The following is a 22,356-nucleotide window of genomic DNA, read 5'->3' as shown; positions in this document are numbered from 1 at the left end:
TGCGTCAGTATCAATCGTAGTGTTATCTTCTACTGTAATATACTTTAAAGCTTCTTTTTTTCCTAATTTTTCGTTAAAAATTTGACGACTGTTAGTACTATGTCTGGATCTTTTTCTAAAATTCCTTGACTAATACTAACCTTTAAAGTGTATGGTTTAGTGTCAAATAATTTTGGGTCTTCAATACACTTTATTAGTAAATTTCTTAACTTATTTAACTTGAAAGCTATATTAATTTTTTTAAAACCTCTTTTTATCCCATTAAATAGCTTTTTTTTCTTTTCATCATCATTTTCTTTTAAAGTTTTTAAAATTTGATTTTCAAAGTTTTCTACAGGATTATAATTTAACTCTAATTTAGGATCATAATTCTCATCTGAAGGACTACTATCAGAAGCAAAGACAAAGTAATATAAAAATACAACTTTTAAAAGTTTTTTGATAAATTTATCTTTTTCAATTTCATTCTCTAATTTATCTTTATTTTCTTTCTTATCTAAGTCAAGAAAGCTAGTATGATAATCAAAAGAAGTTTCTCCCTCGGATATGTGGACTTGTCCATTTAATTTTAGTTTCATCCCAAAGATAAATTCTTGCTTATCTTTATCTCTATCATTCATTTCTCCTAAATATCCTTCGATTTGTGGAATAATAGGCAAAGAATCAAAAGCATAGGAGTTGTTAAAAAACTGTCGAAAGTCAAACTCAACACCTTGATAACAAACTGTATAATAATCATCGGGTTGATTTTCATCATTGATATAAGTTTCTATCAGCTTCAAGCGTCTAATTAAATCTTTTAGATAAACTGAGTCTTTATCATTTTTAACTTTTTCGTATAAAAATTCTAGATATTTGATACTTGATGCTTTTTTGATTTTCCCTAATGCTTCTTCTCTGATTAATTTTTTCACTTTGTAAATTTCATTATCTTCTTTTTCTTGATTTTCAAACCCATTGTCAACAATTTCGGTTATATCTTCTTGTTCCTCTTCATCAAAATGAATCTCAATATAATTATTTAAACTATTTCTTAACTCCTTTAAAAATCCAGTCGGTTGTTTAACCGTTATACTAAGCTTATGTAATCTTAATAGTGGAGGAATATCCTGTGCATCTTTAGGTAAAGTTAACCGTTGTTTTCGTAAGTTAGTATATTGTTGTTCAAAAGGATAATTAAAACTGATACTATTATTATTGACTTGACCTTTGAGAGTTTCTAGAGGTGTTGCGATACTCTCTAAAAAGTTTTGAATAGATATAGATTGATCATTTTTTTTAGGTAACTCATTTTCTAATACTTCTTTAACCTTTGCTTGAATTTGATGTAATTTATCACTAAAATTATTCTCTACTCCCTCAATAAAATTAATTGATGCACATTTTGTTTTGAAAGGTTGTTTAATAAAAGGATCGTTAATAGATAACTGACAAATTTGATAAGCAAGTTCATCAACATTCATTAATAAACGTTTGCTATCTTCAGATACTTTAAAAAGGTCTTTAGATTTATCCCCATTTAAAACGTCAATGATTTGATCGAGGAAATGATTATAATTGAGTTTAACGAGATCGTTGCTGTCTTCTTTTAAATGAGATCCTGAATTTGCCATTTTTTAATACTATAACTATAAATTGCTAGATAATTATGTAGGTGATTATAAATAAACCTACGGTGGGCAATGGTAAGAAAAAGCTTACTAACCTGAACCAGAAACTATGTGAGACATTGCCCACCCTACTTATTACTTTTAATCAGTTAATTATCTTCTGCTGTACTATATTATAGTTTGATGTTAATTTATCTAGATCAGTATTAATAATTAGTTGACAAATTAATGACCATTTTTTTATACGTAAAAACCCATAGATAAATCTACCTATGGGTTGTTGAATTCACCTAAAAGTTGATTAACGAAAACTCAAAGGATAACGAGTATTTTGATAGTTGCTATTAGAAGCAATGGAGAAACTAGACTGTAACGTGAGGAGAAAATCTTGTTCCGGTTCGATCGCAATAACTGTTGCTTCTCCACCGCCGATAATACCGGCTTCAGGTAAACCCCATCCGGCTAAGGTTCCCACAGCAGCCCCGGCTAACACTTCTAACGCATCAATACGGCGATCGCCTGTTACCCCTGCAATAATGGCAGCGGCCCCGGCCCCGGCTACCGTACCCCCTAAAATTTCCCCGATATTGGCCCCTTGTCGGATGGTTTCGGTTCGACTAACCACTCTTGAGGTCGCATTGAAAGGATACCGTTGACCATCAACAATGATTTCACGGGCAAAGAATTGAGATCCACCTCGAACCGGTCGAATTTCGCCATTTACGTCACTACCAGCCGGAATTAAGACGTTGCGGTTACTATCACGGATGGTGGCTGCGGTTTGTAGGGTGATAGGTAAGGTTTCTTCCGGACTGACTAAAATTCTTTCCCCGTTTTGAAATTGCATCGGAATACGGGTTCCGGCGGGAATGGTAACGCTAGTATTACCATAATTCATACTAGGTGAAGAAGGTTGAGAGGGCCGCGGTAATAATTGGGCAGTTGCCGGTTTGAAGCTGAAAAATGGCGATAATGCGGTAATTCCCATTAATAAGGCGATCGCACTAGCCATTCCTGATTTACCATAGTTTAAGTTCAACATAATACACCCTCAATATTAGAAGTCACCAAGTCAGAAGTCAGAAGTCAGAAATTTTGTTAAGACAACACTGAATTCGTCCTTGATTTGATCATAGGACAGGATTTACTAGGATGTCAGTCCCATCTTTTTAAATAAAGTTCCTTGATGAAGTGGAAAAAAAGGGAAGTTAGCAAAATCGATTCTTTTAGCTAACTATAAATTAGTAACCAAACACCTTGAGACTGTTGTACCGTTAACTTCAAGGACTATTTGAGTTAAGATAGCAAAGAATAGTGTTAATGAGAGTAATATTAATGAGTCATTCTGTTTTAACTAATATTCTCGAACAATTAGACTCTCTTAGTTTAGATGAAAAAGAAATTTTATCTAAGCATTTAGCCTCTTTAAAAGATGAAAATCAAGCACTTAGTTATCTTAGCAAGTTAAAGATGATTCAGTCTAAAAAAACAGATATTCTAGAAGTTTCTAAAAATTATGGTACATCAAATTTTCGTTACTTTATAGGAGATAATCAGGTAATTTTTATTGTAGATTTAGCTAAGAATAGAAGTTTATTAGATTTAGGAGGTTTATTGGAAAATTTGCGGGAATTATTAGGTCTTGATGTGGTTGTATTTACTGAAAAGATGATCAAAGAACAGTATCGAGAGTTGATTTTTAATAATACAGTGAAGTTATGAGAGAGGATAAAATACGCTTACAAGATATTCTCGATGCTATTGAACAAATAGAAACATATATAAAAGAAGGAAAAGAAACTTTTTATCATAGTAAACTGCTACAAAGTGGTGTCTTATACCAGTTGATTATTATTGGAGAAGCAGCTGGAGATATTGATATCTCTTTTAGAAATCAATATCCTAATATACCTTGGAAAAAGATCATTGGAATGCGAAGTATTTTAGCCCATCAATATTTTAGAATAGATTTAGATGTAGTTTGGTCAACTGTTAGTGAACATTTGCCTTCTTTAAAGAAAACAGTCCAAGAAATGTTAGGTGACTTATCCTAATTACTGGTTTAATCTTTATAATTTATCTTATTAATTAATAACAACTTTTGGCTTGAGAAGGTAATGATTATCAGTCAAAACTATTTGACTCATTCCTAAGAATTCTCCTGCTTTATTATACACTTGAATTACATCTGAAGAAGTCACTTTATTGACAGAATCGATAACAATTTTTTGACCCTGACACCAGCGTTTACCTTCTTCTACAGAAAGAGTAATTTGAGGTAAATGGTTAAGAAATAATTCGGGTTTAAGTAAGGAGAAAGTTCCTTGTTGAGTTTGTTTTTCTAAGTCTTCTAATGTCATCGTTTCTGATAGTATCATGCCACAACTTTTAGTTCTGGTTAACCCAGCTAAGGTTCCCCCCACTCCCAATTTTTCCCCCATATCTCTGGCGATCGCCCGAATATAAGTCCCTGGTCCACATTCAATATTCACCACTAATTCGGGAAATTCCCCTGCTTCCCAGTCTAAAAGGTCTATTTTGTCAACCCTAACGGTTCTTACAGGAACTTCCACCGTTTCCCCTTTCCTCGCTAACTCATACAACCGTTTCCCATCTCGTTGAATGGCACTATACATAGGAGGAATTTGTGCAATTTCCCCTAAAAACTGGCTGAATAACGGTGTAATTTGCTCTATACTTAAATTAGGAACCGGTTGACGTTTTATTACCTCTCCTTCAAGATCATCCGTTGTGGTTTGGACACCAAAGCGAATTATGGCTTGATACGCCTTATTTTCAGGCAAAAAGGGCAATAAACGAGTGGCTTTACCCACTGCGATCGGTAAAACCCCCGTGGCGGCTGGATCAAGAGTTCCTCCATGTCCTACCTTTTTCATCTTTAAGCATCGTCTGACTTTAGCAACGCAGTCATGAGACGTAAACCCGGATGGTTTATTCAATGCAATAAATCCAAACATAGACTAACTTATAAGTGATAACTGACCAAGGTTTTGCTATCATAAAACTTAAAGAATAGTAAAGTTTTATTAAGAACCTTGACTGCTAACTTGAAACCTTATCATAAAACCACTTTAGCCCATCAATGGCACGCCTTGGATATTGTTTGGCAAGGAGATGAAGACGTTGTTAAGCGTGGACTTCCCCATGATATGCTATCCCCTGCGTGGCAAATATTATTACTCGGTGATGGTTCTCCTACCCGTCATTTACAATTGTTAACCACTGAAAAAACAGAAGTCGATCTCATTGATATGTCTCCCATTGGGGACGAAGATGATGGGGCCCCCCCTCAAATAGAAATCGTTCCCGAACCCCGTTTAAGACGACAGGTATGGTTAAGAACAGCATCCGGACAACGATTAGCTTATGCAACCTCTTGGTGGGATGCGAACCATGTGGATGAGTATCTACAAAACCGTTCTTTGCCTATTTGGGAAAGTTTATCACGGTTACATACAGAATTATATCGGGATATTCAAGGGATTTATTATGGTCATTCTCCTGCATTAGAAGAAGCCTTTCAAGAAAAAGGTCCCTTTTGGGGTAGACATTATTTATTTTGGCACGATCGCAAACCATTAACTTTAATTTATGAAGTCTTTTCTCCCTATTTAAGTAAATATTTAGGCCCGATATCACTACAAAAACAACAATATTAAAGCTAATGGGATAAGAAGGAATCAGGAAAAATCCTGACTCCTGTACAGACGTTGCAGGCAACGTCTCTACTCCTTCTTTAAGCTACCCCCAAATAATCACGCTTACCCACTTCTACCCCACAATGGCGGAGAATATCATAAGCTGTGGTGACGTGGAAATAAACATTAGGTAGGACAAAATACAACAAAAATGATTGTCCATCAAAGGTTAAAGTTTCTGAGCCAACGGGTAGTTCAATTGTTTTCTTTTCTGTGCCGTCTATTTGTTCTGGGGTTAAGGTTTCTAAATAAGCAACTGTGTCTTTTAGTCGGGTAATGAGTTCGGGAAAAGTTGTTTCCTTATCTTCCATTGCTGGTGCTTCAACTCCAGCAAGTCTGGCGGCGCCCCGTCTCGCGATATCTGAGGCTATCTGTACTTGTTTAGAGAGGGGAAACATATCAGGATAAAGACGAAACCCTATCAACACTTGAGGCTCAATTTTTTTCGCTTCAGCATAGGCTGCCCCTTTTTCTAAAATCCCCACTAAACTATTTAAACTGCGGATCATGGGTGGAATGGCCGCTTGATACATTGAAAGTGTCATTGTTTGCTCTAAGCTCAATGATTTCTAGTGTACAATTTCTAGGAACAAAGCTCAGAAAAATGAGTAAAATAAATTGATTTAGGGAGTGATTAAAGGAATGATGTCAAAATTATTAGGATTAACTACAGTGAGCTTTATTAGTGTTTCTAGTAGTATGATAATAACGTCAGGGGTGAATGCCCAACAAGCTTTATATTTAGCGTATCCTCCCAAAAATCATCAAACCACGGCTGACCAAATTTTCTTAATTGGAACCGCTTCCCCTCAAGGAAATGTTACTGTAAACGGACAAACCATACAGCGCAGTAATCAGGGACATTTTGCCCCATCTTTTCCTTTGAAATTAGGGGTTAATCGCTTCGTTTTACGTCATAATAATAAAACCATTAATGTCACTGTTACTCGCAATTCTGTTACTCCGAATATTCCTCAAGGGGGTGGGTTTGCTGATAATTCTTTAAGTCCTAATCAATCCATTTCTGTATTGCCTAATACCCCCGTTTGTTTTAGTGCGATCGCTTCTCCAAATGCCCAAGTTTCTGTTAACATTGCTAATCAAACTATTCCCTTATTACCCCAACCTGATTTAGTCGAATTGCCTGCGAATTCTGCTATTTTAACGGATTCTAATGAACCAATTATTAAATCAATTACTTCTTATCAAGGCTGTAAAAAATTTAATACAATTGGTAACTTGGGAAAGCCTAATTTTCAATTACAATTAAAGAATAAAACCATTGCCCAAAGAGGAGAAGGAACTGTTGATATTCTTAATCCAAATCAATTAAAAATTGTTGAAATTGTTAGCGATGCTGGTGTTGCTAGAACGGGACCAAGTACCAATCATTCCCGTTTAACTCCTCTACCGAAAGGAACTATTGTATCAGTTATTGGTCAAGAAGGGGAATGGTTACACCTTGATTATGGTGCCTGGATCAAAGAAAATGAAACAACAATCATCCCTAATTTATCTTCTGCAAAAGCAACCATTAGAAGCGCAAAGTTTGAAAAAAATAATGAAGAAACTAAAGTGATTTTTCCTCTGACGTTACCGGTTCCTGTTTCTATTAATCAAATGGGCAATAAAGTGACATTAACCCTATATAATACCACCGCAGAAACCGATACCATACGTTTAGAATATGATCCCTTGATTAAAAGTTTTTATTGGCAGCAAGTTAGCCCAGATAAAATTGAATATTACTTTGAATTAAATCCAGACCAACAATGGGGATATGACCTAAACTATGAAGGGACAAATTTAGTTTTTACTCTACGTCATCCTCCAAAGATTGAAAGTCAAAATAGTCAGCCTTTGAACAATATTAAAATTCTTTTAGATCCCGGTCATGGGGGTGATGAATGGGGAGCAAAAGGACCGAATGGGTATCCTGAAAAATCCGTTAATTTAGTGGTTTCTCAGTTATTAAAACAAGAATTGTTAAAGCGTGGGGCAACGGTTTATATGACCAGAGAAACAGATAAAGATGTTTCTTTACAAGACCGAGTTACGATGATTAATAAGATAAAACCTGACATAGCCTTATCCATTCATTATAACGCTTTACCTGATAATGGAGACGCTATTAATACCGCAGGAATTGGGATGTTTTGGTATCATCCCCAAGCAGAAGATTTATCAAAATTTTTGCATGATTATTTAGTCGAAAAAGCGAACCGTCCCTCCTATGGAGTCTTCTGGAATAACTTAGCTTTAACTCGTCCCCATACAAGTCCTTCGGTATTATTAGAATTAGGGTTTATGATTAATCCAACAGAATTTGAATGGATAACAAATGCACAACAACAAAAAAATTTAGCCACCATTTTAGCTAATGGAATCACAGAATGGTTTAGTCAAATTCAATGATTATTATTATAAAAAACTTATGTAGGGGCGTAATAATATTCTTGTAGGGGCTTAATATTATTAAGCCCCTACCTATAACTGGGTTAAATTTAGTAAAGTTGATATACTAAAGATAGACTTACTGCTTACCTAATCCTTAAAACATGAATAGAGTTGATTATCTTCGTATTAGTCTCATTGATCGCTGTAACTTTCGCTGTCAATATTGTATGCCAGAAGGGGCAGAATTAGACTATATTTTACGTCAAGAGTTACTCACTCATGAAGAAATTATCACCCTACTAAAAGAAGTATTTATCCCTCTAGGTTTTTCTAAATTTCGCTTAACAGGAGGAGAACCTTTATTACGGCCGGGTATCGTTGATTTAGTTCAAGATATTGCTGCATTACCAGCAACAGAAGACCTATCTATGACAACCAATGGCTTTTTATTATCGTCTTTAGCTGAAGACTTATATAAAGCCGGATTAAAGCGTATTAATATAAGTTTAGATTCCTTAAATCCAGACACCTTTCAAACAATTATTGGACATAAAAAAGCCAATATGTGGCAACAAACCTGGTTAGGGATTCAAACAGCGTATCAAGTGGGTTTTAATCCCTTAAAATTGAATGTGGTTGTAATTCCTGGGGTTAATGAATCCGAAATTGAAGCCTTAGCAGAACTGAGTATTAATAAAAATTGGCACATTCGTTTTATTGAATTTATGCCCATTGGAAACCCTAAATTATTTAGCACTCGCGCTTGGGTTCCTTCTGAAGAAATTAGAGAAAAAATAAGACAAAAATGGGGGTTAATGGAAAGTAATATTAAAGGCAATGGTCCGGCGGATGTATTTAAAATTCCGGGGGCAAAAGGGACTCTCGGTTTTATTAGTCAAATGTCAGAATGTTTCTGCGATCGCTGTAATAGAATGCGTCTATCGGCCGATGGTTGGTTACGGCCTTGTTTACTCAATGAAACCGGACAAATTGACTTAAAAACCTTATTAAGAACTGGCGTTAAAACAACAGATATTAAAGAAAAAGTTGCTCACTTATTAGCCATTAAACCAGACATCAATTATAAACAAAGAGACTCAGGCAATGACACAGGAATTTATCAACGTACCATGTCACAAATTGGAGGATAAAATAACAAAGTAGTTTAAAATAAAAGAGTGGATTTCGACGATAACTTAAAGAAAAAAGATCATGACACAACCCTTAATTTCTCATGCTTTAGGGCTACATATGCACCAGCCACCGGGGAATCTTAAACTATTAATTGATCATCATGAATCAGACGCAGAATTAATTATACGGTGTTACGAAAGAGCAGTGAGATATGCTCAGCAATTTAAAGATGTAGGGAACATTCACGTCGGTTTTTCAGGAATTTTATTAGAACAGTTTCTTGATCCTGAAATGATTGACCGTTATCGAAAATTTATCGATATTCCGGCCATGTTAGAGAGTTATCGCAACGCTCAAAACGTAGAATTAATCGGCATGGGATATTATCATCCTGTTTTTCCTCTCATTCCTCAAGAAGACTGGAAAGAGCATTTAATTCGGGGTCGTCAGATCATTGAAGAGGTCTTTGGCCGCGCCCCGAAAGGGTTTTGGCCCCCTGAAATGGCCTTTTGTATGGAAATGATTCCTGCGATCGCAGATGCAGGGTATGAATATGTGATCGTTGATGGGGTCCATGTGCAACCGGATAACGACGGTCCAGTGGACATTTATCAGCCCTACAAAGCCACCTATGAAGGCTCAACCATCACCGTTATTCCCCGTGAACGAGATGTGTCTAACGCCCAAGAAAGTGGGATGGATGCCATCTGGTTTACCCAAGAAGTACAACATAAAGTTAAAAGTTCCCCCAACCCCGAACAACCGCGCTTAGTTACCACCTGGTCCGATGGAGAAAACGGGGGATGGTTCCGCCAAATGTCCGAAGAATCTGCGTTTTACGGTCATTTTTGGAGTCCCTTAATCAACAAAATTAAGAATGGAGAGGTTCCTATCCGTTCCGTTTCCCTATCTGAATATATTAAGGAACATCCCCCCACAGAGTCTGCTTTTGTGCGGACTGGCGCCTGGAATGTGGGGACAACCTCTGGCTTTGATTTTAGTCAATGGGCAGGATCTGAGCAACAAAAAGAAGGGGCCGAAGCCATTCGTCAAGTTAGTCAACGGTATTGGCAGTTATTAGAGTCAGAAGAACAATTATCCGAAGAAGACAAAAAAACCCTTAAAGAGGCTAGGGAATTGATTTTAGAAGGAGAAACCAGTTGTTTTCTATTTTGGGGGGATGACTGGGTTCCTAAACTTTATGAAAGAACAGAACCTGCATTCAATCTTCTTAATCAATTACAAGAATCATCCGGTGGTAATATTTGAAGTGTCCATTCACTCAGAAGATTGAAAGATGACTCAAGAACAAGGACAAAGCCGAGATTTTCACGGCCGTCGCCAAAAAGCTCAAGACGTGCGTAAATGCACCGCTCAAGCAGCTTTTAGCGCCTTTCAAACCGAAGAACCTGAAACCAACGGGGATCGAAAACGTTTCGAGAATACCTCTCTTGAGGTTAATAAATGTAACATGGATTTGTTCGGGTTTGCTTCATTTACCAAAACCTTAAAACACAATGACATTGGTTTAGTTGAACGTGATTCTTTCGCGTCCCTTTTAAGGGCGATCGCTCAAGGGACTCAACAAGAATTTGAAAAGGTTATTTTAGGGGGCCAAAAACGCTTACTGGTTAACCCTCTCAATGCCTACTCGTTCCAACTCATTGGCGATGACTCCCAAGGGGCCCGGATGGCAGCAGCCCCGGCCTTCGGCAGTCGTAATATTGCGGTTGATATGGTAGAACGCTACTGGATGGCCTTATGTCGGGACGTGCGCTTTGATCAATATGAAAAAAGCCCATTAATTCAAGAAGCTTGCGACGATCTCAATCAGATCGGGTTTGCCGATGAGTTTGGCTTTGAAGTCACCCCAAAAACCATTTTCCGTGGCCCTTATGAAGGATGCAATGTCGGTCCCCATGTTTCTCAATTTTTACTGAAAGACTTTAATTTCGGTAATCAACCCATCCGTCAACTGTCTCTCTACCCCAGGGAAGGACTGGATTATATGACTGATTTTGATAGTTGGAAATTAGTCAATAATGGAGATATTAATCCCACTGGTTTCGATATTCTCGACGGAACACGCTACCTTACCACCTTACGGGATGCCGGTCAGTGGGTTCATATAGATTTTCCCCATCAATCGAGTCTTTGGGCAACGATTATCTTATTAGGAGAAATGGCTATGACATCTAAAGCTATTCCCTATTCTCAATCCCCTCGAGACGAGAAGCCGATTACAAAGTCTGTCCCCTTTGGTAGTCTCGGTGGACCCGATATCACGGTCAATAGTGCCTTAGCCGCCGTGTATGGGCTGAAACACGCCTGGTTCCAAAAGTGGTGTGTCCATCTGCGTTTACGTCCAGAAGTGTATGCACAACGCTTAGAGTTGTTCCGACGGGGTATTTTAGGTCAGCCTTTTGATACTACCTTTAATCAATTATTTGACAAGGGGGCAGAGGTTTTCCAGAAAACTCAGGTACTCGATCGCATCTGTGAACACAACGCCCTACAAAATATCAAGTTTTCCAGGGGAGACAAAGAGGGGACTTGGTTATTACCCATGGCCTTTCCTGAAGGATCGCCGGCACACCCTGCCTATCCAGGGGGACACTCGGCATTTATCGCCGCCGGTGCCACCATCGCTAAAGCCTTTTTTAAAGATGATCCCATTGCTAGTCCTGTGGTTCCTACGGCCGATGGTCAAGGGTTGACTGCCTATACAGGAGGCGACACTTTAACGGTTCACGGGGAACTCAATAAGCTCATTGCTAATGTCACCCTTTTCCGAGATGGTGCCGGGATGCACTGGCGCACCGATGGCACCACCTCTGGATGTCCAGGAACCAGTGTGGCCACCGGTGGTAACCTCTTAGGAGAAAAGATGGCCATCAGTATGTTACGAGACATTAAAGAGACTTATCGTGAAGAGGTAGGGACTTTTTGTTTTAAAGGCATTACTGGAGAGATGAGAGAGATTTAACTCACATTTTCTTCCCTGTTTCCTAACCGTCCCCTTCGGGCAACGTTACGACAAAGAATCAAGACAACGGGGGTCTAATAATGTGGATTTTTCGGGATCTCTGGGAAACCAAAAAGCGGTTTTTTTACACACTTCTACTAACATTAACATCACCGGAACTTCAATTAAAACCCCCACCACTGTTGCCAACGCTGCCCCCGAATTTAACCCAAATAACATGACAGCAGTGGCGATCGCAACTTCAAAATGATTACTGGCACCAATTAAGGCCGCTGGGGCTGCATCTTCATAAGTTAAATTAAGTTTTAATCCCGCAACATAGGCAATTAAAAAGATAAAGTTGGTTTGGATAAATAAGGGAACGGCTATTAAGAGAATGTGCAGAGGATTATTAACGATTAATTCTCCTTTGAAAGCAAATAATAAGACTAAGGTGACTAATAAAGCACCCACCGAAATAGGACTAAGATAATGTAAAAATTTTCTTTCAAACCATTCTCGACCTTTGTGTTTAAATATCCAATAACGGCTATAGATTCCCACTGCTAAAGGTAAGCCAACATAAATTAAAACAGACAAAACAATGGTTTGCCAAGGCACGACTAAATTATTAGCAGAAAGTAGCCATTTTCCTAATGGTGCATAGAGAAATAACATGGCTAACGAGTTAACCGCAACCATGACTAAAGTATGACCTTGATTACTATAGGAAAGATAGCCCCACATCAGTACCATAGCGGTACAAGGGGCAATTCCTAATAAAATACAACCGGCAATATAAGAATTAGCTAAGGTGGTTTCTGAACCGCGAATGATCTCCGTCGCGCTCAAAAGGGGAGCAAATAAATAACCTAAAAAAAATTGAGCAAACACTACCATTGTAAAGGGTTTAATTAACCAGTTAATCACCAAGGTTAAAATAACCGGTTTCGGGGTTTTTGCAGCTTGAACCGCTTGGGAAAAATCAATTTTGACCATGATGGGATACATCATGAAAAATAAGCAAATGGCAATGGGAATGGAGACATTATAGAGACTCATCGCGTCTAATGTCTCGGCAATATTTGGAAAGGTTCTGCCTAAGACAATACCGATAATAATACAAATAAATACCCACAGGGTGAGGTATTTTTCAAAAATATTGAGACTTCCCCCTGCTTTGACAGCGTTGGGGTTGATGCGATTGGTCATTTTACATATCAAAAAAACTTGATATATAAACAATACATCAAAAAAACTTGATATGTCAAGCTTCAAAAATTACGAAGTCAAGACTGAATTTTGTTGCTATTTGTTACTAACTGTTAACTGACCACCGATAACTGGTCACTGCTAACTGCTAACTGTTCACTGTATTATCGAGTTTTGAGATTATAGGACAAATAAGCCATCCGTTTAACTTCTCGACGGCCACGGGCAACCGAGTCTAAAATTAAGCCACAGGTAAAACTTAAGAAGGCCAACAACATAATAGAAGCAGCTAGAATGGCTGTGGGGAATCTAGGCACTAATCCTATGTTTAAATAAGTCATAAAGATTGGCAACCCGAAACCTAAAGAAAGTAGGGCTAAGAAGACAGAAATAAGACCAAAAAATAGAAAAGGACGCACTTCTTTGAACAGTAAAACTGCCGTTCCTAGCACTCGCCAACCATCGGTAAAAGTTTTCAGTTTACTTTCCGACCCCGGAGGACGAGAACCATAGAGAATATACTCTTCAGCGAAAGGAATTTTAAGTTCTAGGGTATGTACGGTTAATTCTGTTTCGATTTCAAAGCCACTGGAAATGGCAGGAAAAGACTTAACAAAACGACGAGAAAAGATGCGATAACCTGAGAGCATATCTTTGAGTTGTGCGCCAAATAAGAACTTGACCACCCCTGTTAAAAAAAGATTACCACTGCGATGGCCTAAACGATAAGCTTGTTTATCATGGGCTGCAGAACGACGGGCCCCGACAACCATATCTAGATTCTCGTTTAAGAGTTTATCGACTAAGTGGCCGATGGCATCAACTTCATAGGTATTATCCCCATCCACTAAGATGTAAATATCTGCATCAATATCAGCAAACATCCGTCGCACTACGTTACCTTTGCCCGGTTGGGGTTCGTAGCGCACAATAGCCCCTGCATTTTTGGCTTGGGCTACGGTGTCATCCGTAGAACGGTTATCATAAACATAAATGTCAGCCTCAGGTAATTTCTTTTGAAACTGTTGAACGACCTGAGCAATGGTTAATCCTTCATTGCGACAGGGTATTAACACCGCCAAGCGATAACGAGTCCGATTGATGGTTGAAGATGCGGGTTGATGGTCTAACATTTTTATATAAAAAAATCTTATGTTTATTTTGACTTTTGGGGTGGTTTAAAGTTCCGTTTTAAGGTTTCCACTAACTCAACTTCATTAGGACGCATTTTAGCCCATTTTTCTCTATCGGCGCGAATCTTAATTAAATGTTTATCAATGTTTTCTGGGGTCATTAAAACGCCGAAATCTTGGGGAACTTGGTCAACCTCATGGGATAAAATGCGATTTAGGACAAAATCGCCGATTTTAGGAGTATAGTGAGAGTTATCAACATAGTTACTCATAACTGGTTGAATGGGTTCAGTTGTTATGGAATTATAGCCAGAAAAATCCCAAACGGGGGTAACTTCTACCATTTTTCGTTTCCATTGTTCGTAAGTATCCCATCTATCGGTAACTCGTAAAGTTTCCCATTGGGTTGCGTGGGCTGGAGAAATAAAGACAATTAAATTAATGTTATGCTGACGACAAAATTCAACAATTTTTTTGAAATCATTTAAGCGAGCCTCAGATAATTTATATTGAGGATGAAAACCAAAATATTGTTGAATGGTATTTCTAAATCTCCAGGGTGCATTACCGTCGTTGGGGTCATGATAAGGGTAAGGGAAAAAACCATTATCTCCATAAGTTAAAGCTTTCTGATTTTCTGTTTCTGTTAAATTTTCTGTGATGGTGTTTTTACTGGCAATAATAGCATCTTGAGAAAAAAGCGTATTAATTAAGTCTGTGGGGATAATATGGGTTTTGCTTAAACGTTTTTCGACAAAAGAGTCTTGCAGTTTATAATAATCATTAAACATATAATGATCAAGTCCCATAATAACCGTTTTTAAGTTAGGTTGATTAACATAAGTATGCTCTAGATATCGTAAAATTTCATAGGTATTAGACCCATCAATGCCTAAATTATAAGGGTTCATCTCTTTCGGTAAAGCTGGATGATTTGGGTTTAATCCTTGTTTAACTCTCGAAGAACCAATGAGAATAATTTCGGGTTTAATGTTAATAACATCAATAGTTTTATAGAGTCGATCTTGCTCTATTTTTTCTGGTTTTCTCAACTTCAAATCAACAGGATTATTATGACGAAAAATATCATAGGGGTCAATCAAAAAATTGCCTAAACTGATTCCAGTAATACCTAATAATAAAGTTCCAAAAAATAAGTAATTAAAAGAAGTGGCTTTCTGCACATGATTAGTTAGTTTTGATTTTTTTTTATGAAAAGTTATTTCTCGATTGAAGTTAAGCATAGTTGTAAATTGGATTAAAATTGAAAATACAGAAATTCAGAAACACGATTTAAGGATAATAAACAATAGGTTGCTAATATACCCAAAACAAAAGCCCAAGGTAGTTTAAATTGTATTTTGTGAGCAATTTCTTGACTATTGGGTAATTTTAACGCTCCTACTGTTAATATAAATAAAACCACAAAACTTAAGAACTTACTATTATAAAAACTCGGTAAATAAGTAAACTTATCCCAAGACTCAAGTTGAAATCCAAACATAGTTAAAAAGCCTATTTTACCTCGGACTGTTCCTGGTAAAACAATGCCTTTCATTCCTATCATAGCCTGAATCATTTCCATAGCATCGGATAAACTTTGAGCGCGAAACATTACCCAACCAACAATAACAGCTAAAAAAGTTATCATCCAACCTAACCATGAAGGAAGAGAAATATTTAATTTTCGCCAACCATGATTAATGGATAAATATAAACCATGTAACCCTCCCCAAATAACAAATGTCCACCCGGCACCGTGCCATAACCCTCCTAATAACATGGTCATAATTAGATTAGCATATCGTCGAATTTCACCGCGACGACTTCCCCCCAACGGAATATATAAATAGTCCCTTAAAAAGTTAGATAAGGTAATGTGCCAACGTCGCCAAAAATCACTAATTGATGTCGCTTTATAAGGAGAATTAAAGTTAATCGGTAAGACAATATTAAACATATAACCTAACCCAATGGCCATATCAGAATAACCCGAAAAATCAAAATATAATTGTAAAGTGTAACTAATTGCACCTACCCAAGCATCAATAAAAGTTAAAGAGCTTGTATTATTAAATATAGTGGCCACCCAAGGGGATAACGTATCAGCGATAATGACTTTTTTAGAGAGTCCAAGGGTAAAGAAGATTAACCCTAACGAAAAGGTTTTAGAAGAGAAAACTTTATTTTTTAAAGAACGCAGTTGTGGTATTAATTCATCATGGCGAAGAATAGGTCCTGCAATTAATTGAGGAAAGAATAGAATAAATAAACCATAAGTAGGTAAATTATAATTTTCTTTTTTTAACTCTCCCCGATAAGCATCAACTAAATAAGCAATTTGAGTAAAGGTATAAAAAGAAATTCCTAAAGGAAGAATCAAACCTTCTATTCTAAAGTTGCTAGAAAATAGAGCATTAAGAGAACTGAGAAAAAAGTTAGCATACTTATAATAAATAATGACACTTAAATTTAAGATAGTTCCTAAAATCAAGAGCAACTTTGACCGTTGACTAAACTGTTTTGAATTCGATATTTCTGTTCCTATGCTATAATTAATGGCAATAGAAAGAATAATCAAAATAATGTATTGAATGGTTTGTCCTTGTCCAGCAGGGGAAAAAATATTCCAGTAAGAATAGAAAAATAAAGAACTAACCAAAAGCCAAACTGTAGCACCTTTAGTCAAGCGAAACTTACTTAACCCCCAAAAACCTAATAAGGTTAAAGGTAAAAACCCTAAAATGAAAATTGTAGAATTAAATAACATCTGGATAAACTTCTTTTAAAATAACTATCAATTAACTAAAAACTTTATCATAAAAATCCCGACAAAGATATATAATACTCTCAAGTCAAATGAGAATAGGCTTAATAACTCTCTGTTATTCTATCTTAAAGCCTTATCAAAGTGTTTTTGGTTAAATCTTAAGATTCTAGAGGTTTATCGTGTCTCCATGAGCCAATATAATACCACACAGTTAGTTTTCGTTGTATGGTCATAAAATAGCAGTGCTAATTTAGGGTATTTACAAAAATCAATCAGTTAACACTTTTAAATAATAATATCTTATGATATTTTATTGTAGATCTATGTTTTATTATCGAGTTTCTAATCAGTCTATTTTATTTTTGAGTTTTTAAGATGACAAAATCAACGACTATTGATGCTAAAACAATAAAAGTTATAGGATTTATCTTGATAGTTTTAGCGATAAGTTTTGCTTTTTTTACAAGAGTAATAGCTGTTTTTCAGTATGTAACTTTTGATATTGGACCTGATCCCGATCAGATAAGAGATAGTTTTTTGATCATGGAAATATGGAAGGGGAAATTTCCTACCCTTGGACCTGTATCTTCCATTGGAGGACATCATATTTTACCCCTTTATTATTATCTTTTTTTTCCCTTTACTATACTTGGTGCTGCCCCTGTTTTTCAAGCTTTTCCCAATGCTTTATTTTCTTTTTTATCAATTCCTCTTTTTATCTATTTAATTTATCAACTATTAGATAGAACCAAAAGGTCATTAAGACTTTTTTTGAGTGGACTAGCTGGTTTTTGGTATAGTTTATTTTTTGGAGATATTTTTATTAGTAATTTTCAATGGAATCCGAGTTCAATTCCCTTTTTCTTCCTATTATTAACGGCTCTCTATCAGCTAGAAATGAAAAATAAATATTCTTTTTTATCACAAGTTACTTTATGGATATTTTCAGGGATTGTTTTAGCTATTTTAGTTAGTTTGCACTCTTCCACTTTATTTATTATTCCCTTGGTGTTTATTATTGCTATTGCTGTTTTCATTTATCGAGGGATTAAGAAAAAACAATATCTATTTATAACTTTACCTTTTATTAGTATTATGTCAGCTATTATCAGCTTAACACCGTACTGGATCGGTGAATTTGGACGCAATTTTCGTAATACAAAAGCTATTATTAAAACAGTGCTTAAGTCTAGTTCTCAATCTGATAGCTCTTTTTTAATCAAGTTATTTAATAAATTTAGTCAGTTAATTTTAAACTATTTGACTTTAGGTCAACAACATTATTTATGGGATGATTCTCGGTTATCTTTATTCATTTCAATTATCTTCTTATCCATAGTGACTTATTTAGGGTTTGTCAAGTTTAAAGGAAACCCGTATATTTGGTTGTTTTGGGTGTCAACTTGGTTAATCTTTCTTCTAGCTGCTGCTAATATTGATCCTAAAGAAACCGTTCCTTACTATAAGTCACTTATATCCTTTGCACCAATTGTTTTAACTGTTATTACCCTTGCTCATTTAGATTATTCTTCTCGTTATCAGAAAGTATTAGTCATTTTTATTGGCATATTTATTATGATTTCCTGTTTACAAAATATACGCTATGATTACCGCTTTATGCTAAGTAAATATAGTGAAAATGCTTTAATGAGTACAGAAGATGTAACCAAGATTCTTGAGGAATTACCCCCTAATTCAACCATTTGTGACCCAACAATACAAAGAAAACGAAAAAAGAATAATCAATATAATTATATAGATACTTACGTTACTAACAAAGGAATTTCGGTAACAGAAACTTGTCAAACGAGTCACTATATTATTCATCCTAAAAGAATTATGCTAATCGAGAGTAATTTTCTGAATAATAGTAGCTATACAGAACCGTATTTTTTCAAAAACGACCCACCAAAAGCCCTTAATTTATTTCCTACTTTTGAAATTTCTGAGAATGACACAATTGATAGACCTTCGGAGTTATTTCTAGAAACAAACACAGCTTATGTTTATCGTATCATTAACAATTAATAATTGCTAAATTCAGCGTCTGCGTCGTCGAACAATACGGGCTTTTCCTTTTGTTGGAGTACGATAACTTGAATATCCCCCCAACTCTTCGCTAACCTGTTTAAAAATATCACGGCGTAGATAAGGATACTCTCCTATCCATAAATTGTGTTGAGGAAAATAAACATCTGTAATCTTATCAATACGGCTTAATTCTGGGGTTTTTGACAAAATCAACATTTCTGCTATTTGTCCTGGTTTAATGACTCGATAAAGGCGGTTTATAGGGGCTTTTGTGATGGCAGTAAACCCTTCTTCGTCTCCCACTTCGATATTAATTTGTCGTTCTCTATTTTCAATGACTACCAACTCCCCCCATTTATTCACCGTTTGTTCTTCTCCGACTAATTCTTCGGTGATAAACACATCTAAGACTTGTCCTTGCCAAAACCCACAATAAGGATAACGACGGTATTTCCCATTGCGAACACTGGCCCATAAAACAGGACCCCACAGCCAATATAATCCGGCAATGATATCAAAAATCAGTTTAATGGTTTCGCCACCAGACCCGGCTAATTTTCCTAATAACCAAGTGATGACCAAAGCAATTAATGAAATAAACAAACGCTGCAATAAATCTCGCCATTTACCCCAATAAAAAGAATATTGGTTTCCTGTGGCAATGGGGGGAATAATTTCTTCTAATGCGTCACGAGTTAAGGGAACTAACATAGTTTAACGGTTAAATCAGCTTATAAACCTAATTACCATGAAAGCACAAATTTAGTAATCAACGTCTAACGGCATCTAATATAATAGGTGTGTTCTACATTAATGCTCAAGATGATAAGGTTGACTTTTATCCACTAAATTCCCCCATCCAGACGTATCCACAAAGATTTCTAACATCCTAATTATTATTCAGATAAAGACTTTCCTAAATAAACATCATGGTTTTCTGTCCAGTCGGGAAGCTCACTATTAAACGCCCCTATAAACTCCTCTCCGGGGTCATCTTCTGTATTCTTAATCATAGTTTATAAATATTCAATCATTAATTCTTCTGGCTTTTTTCCCATTTGATTTGCCTTTTCTAATAGAGGAGAATATAAATGATCAGGAATCTTTAAAGTAACAGAATGAGTCATATTTAATTACCATTATTATTCAATGGCTTCAAGGGACTAATCAAATTTTAGTTCATTATGAATAAATAATGGTTGTATGGGACAATGCTGATCTGGTAGGTTGGGTAGAGGAACGAAACCCAACATAATTAATTATTCTAAATTTCAAACTAACAAGATAGTTTATTCTTGAGGATAACGTTGCCATAAATCTGTTATTCTGTGTAAACTGAAATGATTGCCTTCTCCTAAGATAAGATGATTAATCAGTGGAATACGAATGAGTTGCATTCCTTTTAATAATTGTTCCGTTAAATCTAAATCTTGTTGTGAAAGTTCAGGAACTAGCATTTTAATAGGGAGTAACGAAGCGATCGCATTAATTATACACGCTTAAATGTGACCAACACCTAAGAGCATCTAAGATTAAGCCAGGTTGTCTATTTTATCTGCTTGACCTAGAATATTGAGGTTTGATTTCCTAGGATAACCCAAAACAGAAAAATTAACATTAAACTCATCCCTCCAATTAAATGCTCAAATTGTTCAGCGATACGGGGTAGTTTAATTACCATTCGTTGAACTATTAAAATATAAATAAACCAGCCTAAAAAGATTGTAAGTAAAGGTTTGATAATATTAGTCAAAGTATAGGCTTGATAGTAAACACCATTGGCAATTAATAAGCCACCTAATAATACACTGATGGCTGGAAAAAATCCAGATTTTGCTTTACTTCCTCCGCTTTTTTCGTGGGGTAAAAAGATAAACTTAGCGAAGGTGGTGGCTGTCCCTAGGGCAGCAATATTCATTCCAATGACTTGCCAAGGTAGTAAATTTTTCATGGTCAAAACTTTTGCCCCGAACCCTGATAATAAAGGAAATCCCGAAATTGAAAAACTGGCCATAACCAAAGGTATCCAAATAGCAGTTTTCATCGGTTGATCTTTTAATACTTTGAGGTTACGACTTGGTAAAATTCCTGCCATCAAAAATAAAGATGACTTAACTAAACCATGAGTTAAAGCATAAAATCCACCCACTTCTGGGGCTGCCAAAATAAAGCCTAATTGGGAAACAGTAGAAAAAGCTAACGTCCGTTTTGTGTCTTGTTCAAAAATAGCATAACTCACCCCTAATAATGCCGTTCCTACTCCAAAAATACGAATAATCGGATCAACTTCAGGAACCATTAACGTACAACGAACTAAGGGGTAAATTGCCGCTTTAACCACAACCCCTGATAACATAGCAGAAACAGGACTATCCGACTCAGAATGGGTCAAAGGTAACCATAACCCTGAAACAAAAATACCGCCTTTTGCTAACAGTCCTAAAAAAATAAGGGCAACTGCTTCTGGCGGTGATCCTCTTAACCCTTCAAAGCCAAAAGAATGATGTGCCTTATAGACTAAAACTGTGCCTACCAGATAAAATAACATGGCCACATTACTGACAAAGAGATAACGTAACCCTACCCATATTGAGCGATCGCTTCTTGGATAAGTAATGAGTAAAAAGGCAGCAATACTAATAACTTCTAAAGCTACATATAAACTGATAAAATCAGCACAAATAAAAGCAGCATTAACACTGCCATGTAAAATAATAACCTGGGTATAAAAAAAGTTAGTTTTATCACTCTGCCAGCAATAAAGAATAACTCCCAAGGTAACTAAGGCATTCGTTAAAACAAAAAAACCACTTAAGTTATCAATTAATAAAATTACCCCGAAATTATCTAGTAATTGTAAATCTAACGGTAACGATAAACTGAATATTTTTAAGCTGTACCCTAGGGAAATAATAGCAACTCCTAAAGCAAGATAACGACAGATTGAGGGCAATAAATAAATACTAAACCCAATAAACAAGGGTAAAGCTATCCAGATAATGGTTAAAGCATTCATTGTGGGGTGAGGGTTCAACTATTTTGATTGATTTTAAGCCGATTAACTTGAAAAAGCTCTTCAAATAAAAGTTTTGCAGAAGCTTATGATCAGGTTGATCTGTTGTCTTTATCGATACTGGTATAATTCCTGACAATCTCAATCAGAAAAGCAAATTAAGATTATCTAGTATTGCTCCTAGTATAGCCTAAAATCAATCCTAAATTAAATACCATTTACGTATGTATATGATAGAGAAACTCTTATCATTCTTGAGTGATCCATACAAAGGGAACTCCAAGAATTAGTACGATCGCTGATCTGGTAGGTTGGGTAGAGGAACGAAACCCAACATAATTAATTATTCTAAATTTCAGACTAACAAGTTGG

The 22,356-nt window shown here is 36.1% G+C and carries 18 protein-coding genes and 1 pseudogene; 8 read left to right on the top strand and 11 right to left on the bottom strand.

All coding sequences use genetic code 11. The features are described 5' to 3' along the window. Positions 1 to 62 precede the first annotated feature (62 nt). The gene (locus C4E06_RS07600) at positions 63 to 1,613 is read right to left on the bottom strand and encodes a hypothetical protein (RefSeq protein WP_107667526.1); all 1,551 of its coding nucleotides are present in this window, start codon (positions 1,611 to 1,613) and stop codon (positions 63 to 65) included. A 298-nt stretch (positions 1,614 to 1,911) separates the two neighbouring features. Continuing rightward, the gene (locus C4E06_RS07595) at positions 1,912 to 2,652 is read right to left on the bottom strand and encodes a hypothetical protein (RefSeq protein ID WP_107667525.1); all 741 of its coding nucleotides are present in this window, start codon (positions 2,650 to 2,652) and stop codon (positions 1,912 to 1,914) included. Positions 2,653 to 2,945: 293 nt separating this feature from the next. Here C4E06_RS07595 and C4E06_RS07590 point away from each other — a divergent pair, with 293 nt between their 5' ends. Further along, positions 2,946 to 3,332 (top strand): hypothetical protein, encoded by a 387-nt coding sequence (locus C4E06_RS07590; RefSeq protein ID WP_198648400.1) that lies wholly within the window; start codon positions 2,946 to 2,948, stop codon positions 3,330 to 3,332. Continuing rightward, positions 3,329 to 3,664, top strand: a complete 336-nt coding sequence (locus C4E06_RS07585) for a DUF86 domain-containing protein (RefSeq protein ID WP_107667523.1) — start codon at positions 3,329 to 3,331, stop codon at positions 3,662 to 3,664. Before C4E06_RS07590 ends, C4E06_RS07585 begins: the two co-directional genes overlap by 4 nt. A gap of 30 nt (positions 3,665 to 3,694) precedes the next feature. Here C4E06_RS07585 and truB read toward each other — a convergent pair whose 3' ends face one another. Next, positions 3,695 to 4,588: a tRNA pseudouridine(55) synthase TruB gene (gene truB / locus C4E06_RS07580; protein ID WP_107667522.1), complete on the bottom strand. Its 894-nt coding sequence runs from the start codon at positions 4,586 to 4,588 to the stop codon at positions 3,695 to 3,697. A gap of 78 nt (positions 4,589 to 4,666) precedes the next feature. On the opposite strand from truB, the gene C4E06_RS07575 reads away from it, so the two are divergent. After that, positions 4,667 to 5,290: a chorismate lyase gene (locus tag C4E06_RS07575; RefSeq protein ID WP_107667521.1), complete on the top strand. Its 624-nt coding sequence runs from the start codon at positions 4,667 to 4,669 to the stop codon at positions 5,288 to 5,290. A 77-nt stretch (positions 5,291 to 5,367) separates the two neighbouring features. Here the strand turns inward: C4E06_RS07575 and C4E06_RS07570 are convergent, their stop codons facing one another. After that, on the bottom strand, positions 5,368 to 5,874 hold the full coding sequence (locus tag C4E06_RS07570; protein ID WP_107667520.1) for a DUF1993 family protein: 507 nt from the start codon (positions 5,872 to 5,874) through the stop codon (positions 5,368 to 5,370). A gap of 100 nt (positions 5,875 to 5,974) precedes the next feature. On the opposite strand from C4E06_RS07570, the gene C4E06_RS07565 reads away from it, so the two are divergent. The 4 genes from C4E06_RS07565 to C4E06_RS07550 all read left to right on the top strand — a co-directional run bounded on the left by C4E06_RS07565 (position 5,975) and on the right by C4E06_RS07550 (position 11,846). Beyond that, entirely contained in the window at positions 5,975 to 7,744 is a 1,770-nt protein-coding gene (locus C4E06_RS07565) for an N-acetylmuramoyl-L-alanine amidase (protein ID WP_107667519.1), read from the top strand. A gap of 143 nt (positions 7,745 to 7,887) precedes the next feature. Further along, the gene (gene moaA, locus C4E06_RS07560; protein ID WP_107667518.1) at positions 7,888 to 8,877 is read left to right on the top strand and encodes a GTP 3',8-cyclase MoaA; all 990 of its coding nucleotides are present in this window, start codon (positions 7,888 to 7,890) and stop codon (positions 8,875 to 8,877) included. Positions 8,878 to 8,938: 61 nt separating this feature from the next. Then, on the top strand, positions 8,939 to 10,129 hold the full coding sequence (locus C4E06_RS07555) for a glycoside hydrolase family 57 (RefSeq protein ID WP_107667517.1): 1,191 nt from the start codon (positions 8,939 to 8,941) through the stop codon (positions 10,127 to 10,129). 28 nt (positions 10,130 to 10,157) lie between these two features. Beyond that, entirely contained in the window at positions 10,158 to 11,846 is a 1,689-nt protein-coding gene (locus C4E06_RS07550; protein WP_107667516.1) for a phosphatidic acid phosphatase, read from the top strand. A gap of 45 nt (positions 11,847 to 11,891) precedes the next feature. Here C4E06_RS07550 and arsB read toward each other — a convergent pair whose 3' ends face one another. From arsB to C4E06_RS07530, 4 genes are all read right to left on the bottom strand, one after another. Beyond that, on the bottom strand, positions 11,892 to 13,037 hold the full coding sequence (gene arsB / locus C4E06_RS07545) for an ACR3 family arsenite efflux transporter (protein WP_107667515.1): 1,146 nt from the start codon (positions 13,035 to 13,037) through the stop codon (positions 11,892 to 11,894). A 164-nt stretch (positions 13,038 to 13,201) separates the two neighbouring features. After that, the gene (locus C4E06_RS07540) at positions 13,202 to 14,170 is read right to left on the bottom strand and encodes a glycosyltransferase family 2 protein (protein WP_107667514.1); all 969 of its coding nucleotides are present in this window, start codon (positions 14,168 to 14,170) and stop codon (positions 13,202 to 13,204) included. Positions 14,171 to 14,193: 23 nt separating this feature from the next. Next, on the bottom strand, positions 14,194 to 15,414 hold the full coding sequence (locus C4E06_RS07535; protein WP_107667513.1) for a hypothetical protein: 1,221 nt from the start codon (positions 15,412 to 15,414) through the stop codon (positions 14,194 to 14,196). A 14-nt stretch (positions 15,415 to 15,428) separates the two neighbouring features. Then, a complete protein-coding gene (locus C4E06_RS07530; protein ID WP_107667512.1) occupies positions 15,429 to 16,940 on the bottom strand; it encodes an MBOAT family protein in 1,512 nt (503 codons plus the stop codon). Positions 16,941 to 17,483: 543 nt separating this feature from the next. On the opposite strand from C4E06_RS07530, the gene C4E06_RS07525 reads away from it, so the two are divergent. Further along, positions 17,484 to 18,968 carry a hypothetical protein gene (locus C4E06_RS07525; protein ID WP_198648399.1) on the top strand — a complete coding sequence of 495 codons (1,485 nt, stop codon included), beginning with the start codon at positions 17,484 to 17,486 and terminating at the stop codon, positions 18,966 to 18,968. A 12-nt stretch (positions 18,969 to 18,980) separates the two neighbouring features. On the opposite strand, the gene C4E06_RS07520 is transcribed toward C4E06_RS07525, so the two are convergent. The 3 genes and pseudogenes from C4E06_RS07520 to C4E06_RS07510 all read right to left on the bottom strand — a co-directional run bounded on the left by C4E06_RS07520 (position 18,981) and on the right by C4E06_RS07510 (position 21,987). Then, positions 18,981 to 19,682, bottom strand: coding sequence for a phosphate ABC transporter permease (locus C4E06_RS07520; RefSeq protein ID WP_107667510.1), 702 nt, complete (start codon positions 19,680 to 19,682; stop codon positions 18,981 to 18,983). Between the two features lie 578 nt (positions 19,683 to 20,260). Next, positions 20,261 to 20,416 (bottom strand): annotated as a pseudogene (locus C4E06_RS07515) (JAB domain-containing protein); the annotation flags it as partial. Positions 20,417 to 20,535: 119 nt separating this feature from the next. Further along, the gene (locus C4E06_RS07510) at positions 20,536 to 21,987 is read right to left on the bottom strand and encodes a cation:proton antiporter (RefSeq protein WP_107667508.1); all 1,452 of its coding nucleotides are present in this window, start codon (positions 21,985 to 21,987) and stop codon (positions 20,536 to 20,538) included. Positions 21,988 to 22,356: the final 369 nt, after the last annotated feature.

It is taken from the genome of Cyanothece sp. BG0011, from assembly GCF_003013815.1.
Taxonomy (GTDB): domain Bacteria; phylum Cyanobacteriota; class Cyanobacteriia; order Cyanobacteriales; family Microcystaceae; genus Crocosphaera.
The sequence above is the reverse complement of the archived record's forward strand: the minus strand, read 5'-3'. Positions and strand labels throughout refer to the sequence as shown.

What these genes read in the sequence shown, in the direction of transcription:
- C4E06_RS07600 (WP_107667526.1), bottom strand. Translation starts at nt 1,613, where the DNA reads ATGGCAAATTCAGGATCTCATTTAAAAGAAGACAGCAACGATCTCGTT.
- C4E06_RS07595 (WP_107667525.1), bottom strand. Translation starts at nt 2,652, where the DNA reads ATGTTGAACTTAAACTATGGTAAATCAGGAATGGCTAGTGCGATCGCC.
- C4E06_RS07590 (WP_198648400.1), top strand. Translation starts at nt 2,946, where the DNA reads ATGAGTCATTCTGTTTTAACTAATATTCTCGAACAATTAGACTCTCTT.
- C4E06_RS07585 (WP_107667523.1), top strand. Translation starts at nt 3,329, where the DNA reads ATGAGAGAGGATAAAATACGCTTACAAGATATTCTCGATGCTATTGAA.
- truB (WP_107667522.1), bottom strand. Translation starts at nt 4,588, where the DNA reads ATGTTTGGATTTATTGCATTGAATAAACCATCCGGGTTTACGTCTCAT.
- C4E06_RS07570 (WP_107667520.1), bottom strand. Translation starts at nt 5,874, where the DNA reads ATGACACTTTCAATGTATCAAGCGGCCATTCCACCCATGATCCGCAGT.
- C4E06_RS07565 (WP_107667519.1), top strand. Translation starts at nt 5,975, where the DNA reads ATGTCAAAATTATTAGGATTAACTACAGTGAGCTTTATTAGTGTTTCT.
- moaA (WP_107667518.1), top strand. Translation starts at nt 7,888, where the DNA reads ATGAATAGAGTTGATTATCTTCGTATTAGTCTCATTGATCGCTGTAAC.
- C4E06_RS07555 (WP_107667517.1), top strand. Translation starts at nt 8,939, where the DNA reads ATGACACAACCCTTAATTTCTCATGCTTTAGGGCTACATATGCACCAG.
- C4E06_RS07550 (WP_107667516.1), top strand. Translation starts at nt 10,158, where the DNA reads ATGACTCAAGAACAAGGACAAAGCCGAGATTTTCACGGCCGTCGCCAA.
- arsB (WP_107667515.1), bottom strand. Translation starts at nt 13,037, where the DNA reads ATGACCAATCGCATCAACCCCAACGCTGTCAAAGCAGGGGGAAGTCTC.
- C4E06_RS07540 (WP_107667514.1), bottom strand. Translation starts at nt 14,170, where the DNA reads ATGTTAGACCATCAACCCGCATCTTCAACCATCAATCGGACTCGTTAT.
- C4E06_RS07535 (WP_107667513.1), bottom strand. Translation starts at nt 15,414, where the DNA reads ATGCTTAACTTCAATCGAGAAATAACTTTTCATAAAAAAAAATCAAAA.
- C4E06_RS07530 (WP_107667512.1), bottom strand. Translation starts at nt 16,940, where the DNA reads ATGTTATTTAATTCTACAATTTTCATTTTAGGGTTTTTACCTTTAACC.
- C4E06_RS07525 (WP_198648399.1), top strand. Translation starts at nt 17,484, where the DNA reads ATGGAAATATGGAAGGGGAAATTTCCTACCCTTGGACCTGTATCTTCC.
- C4E06_RS07520 (WP_107667510.1), bottom strand. Translation starts at nt 19,682, where the DNA reads ATGTTAGTTCCCTTAACTCGTGACGCATTAGAAGAAATTATTCCCCCC.
- C4E06_RS07510 (WP_107667508.1), bottom strand. Translation starts at nt 21,987, where the DNA reads ATGAATGCTTTAACCATTATCTGGATAGCTTTACCCTTGTTTATTGGG.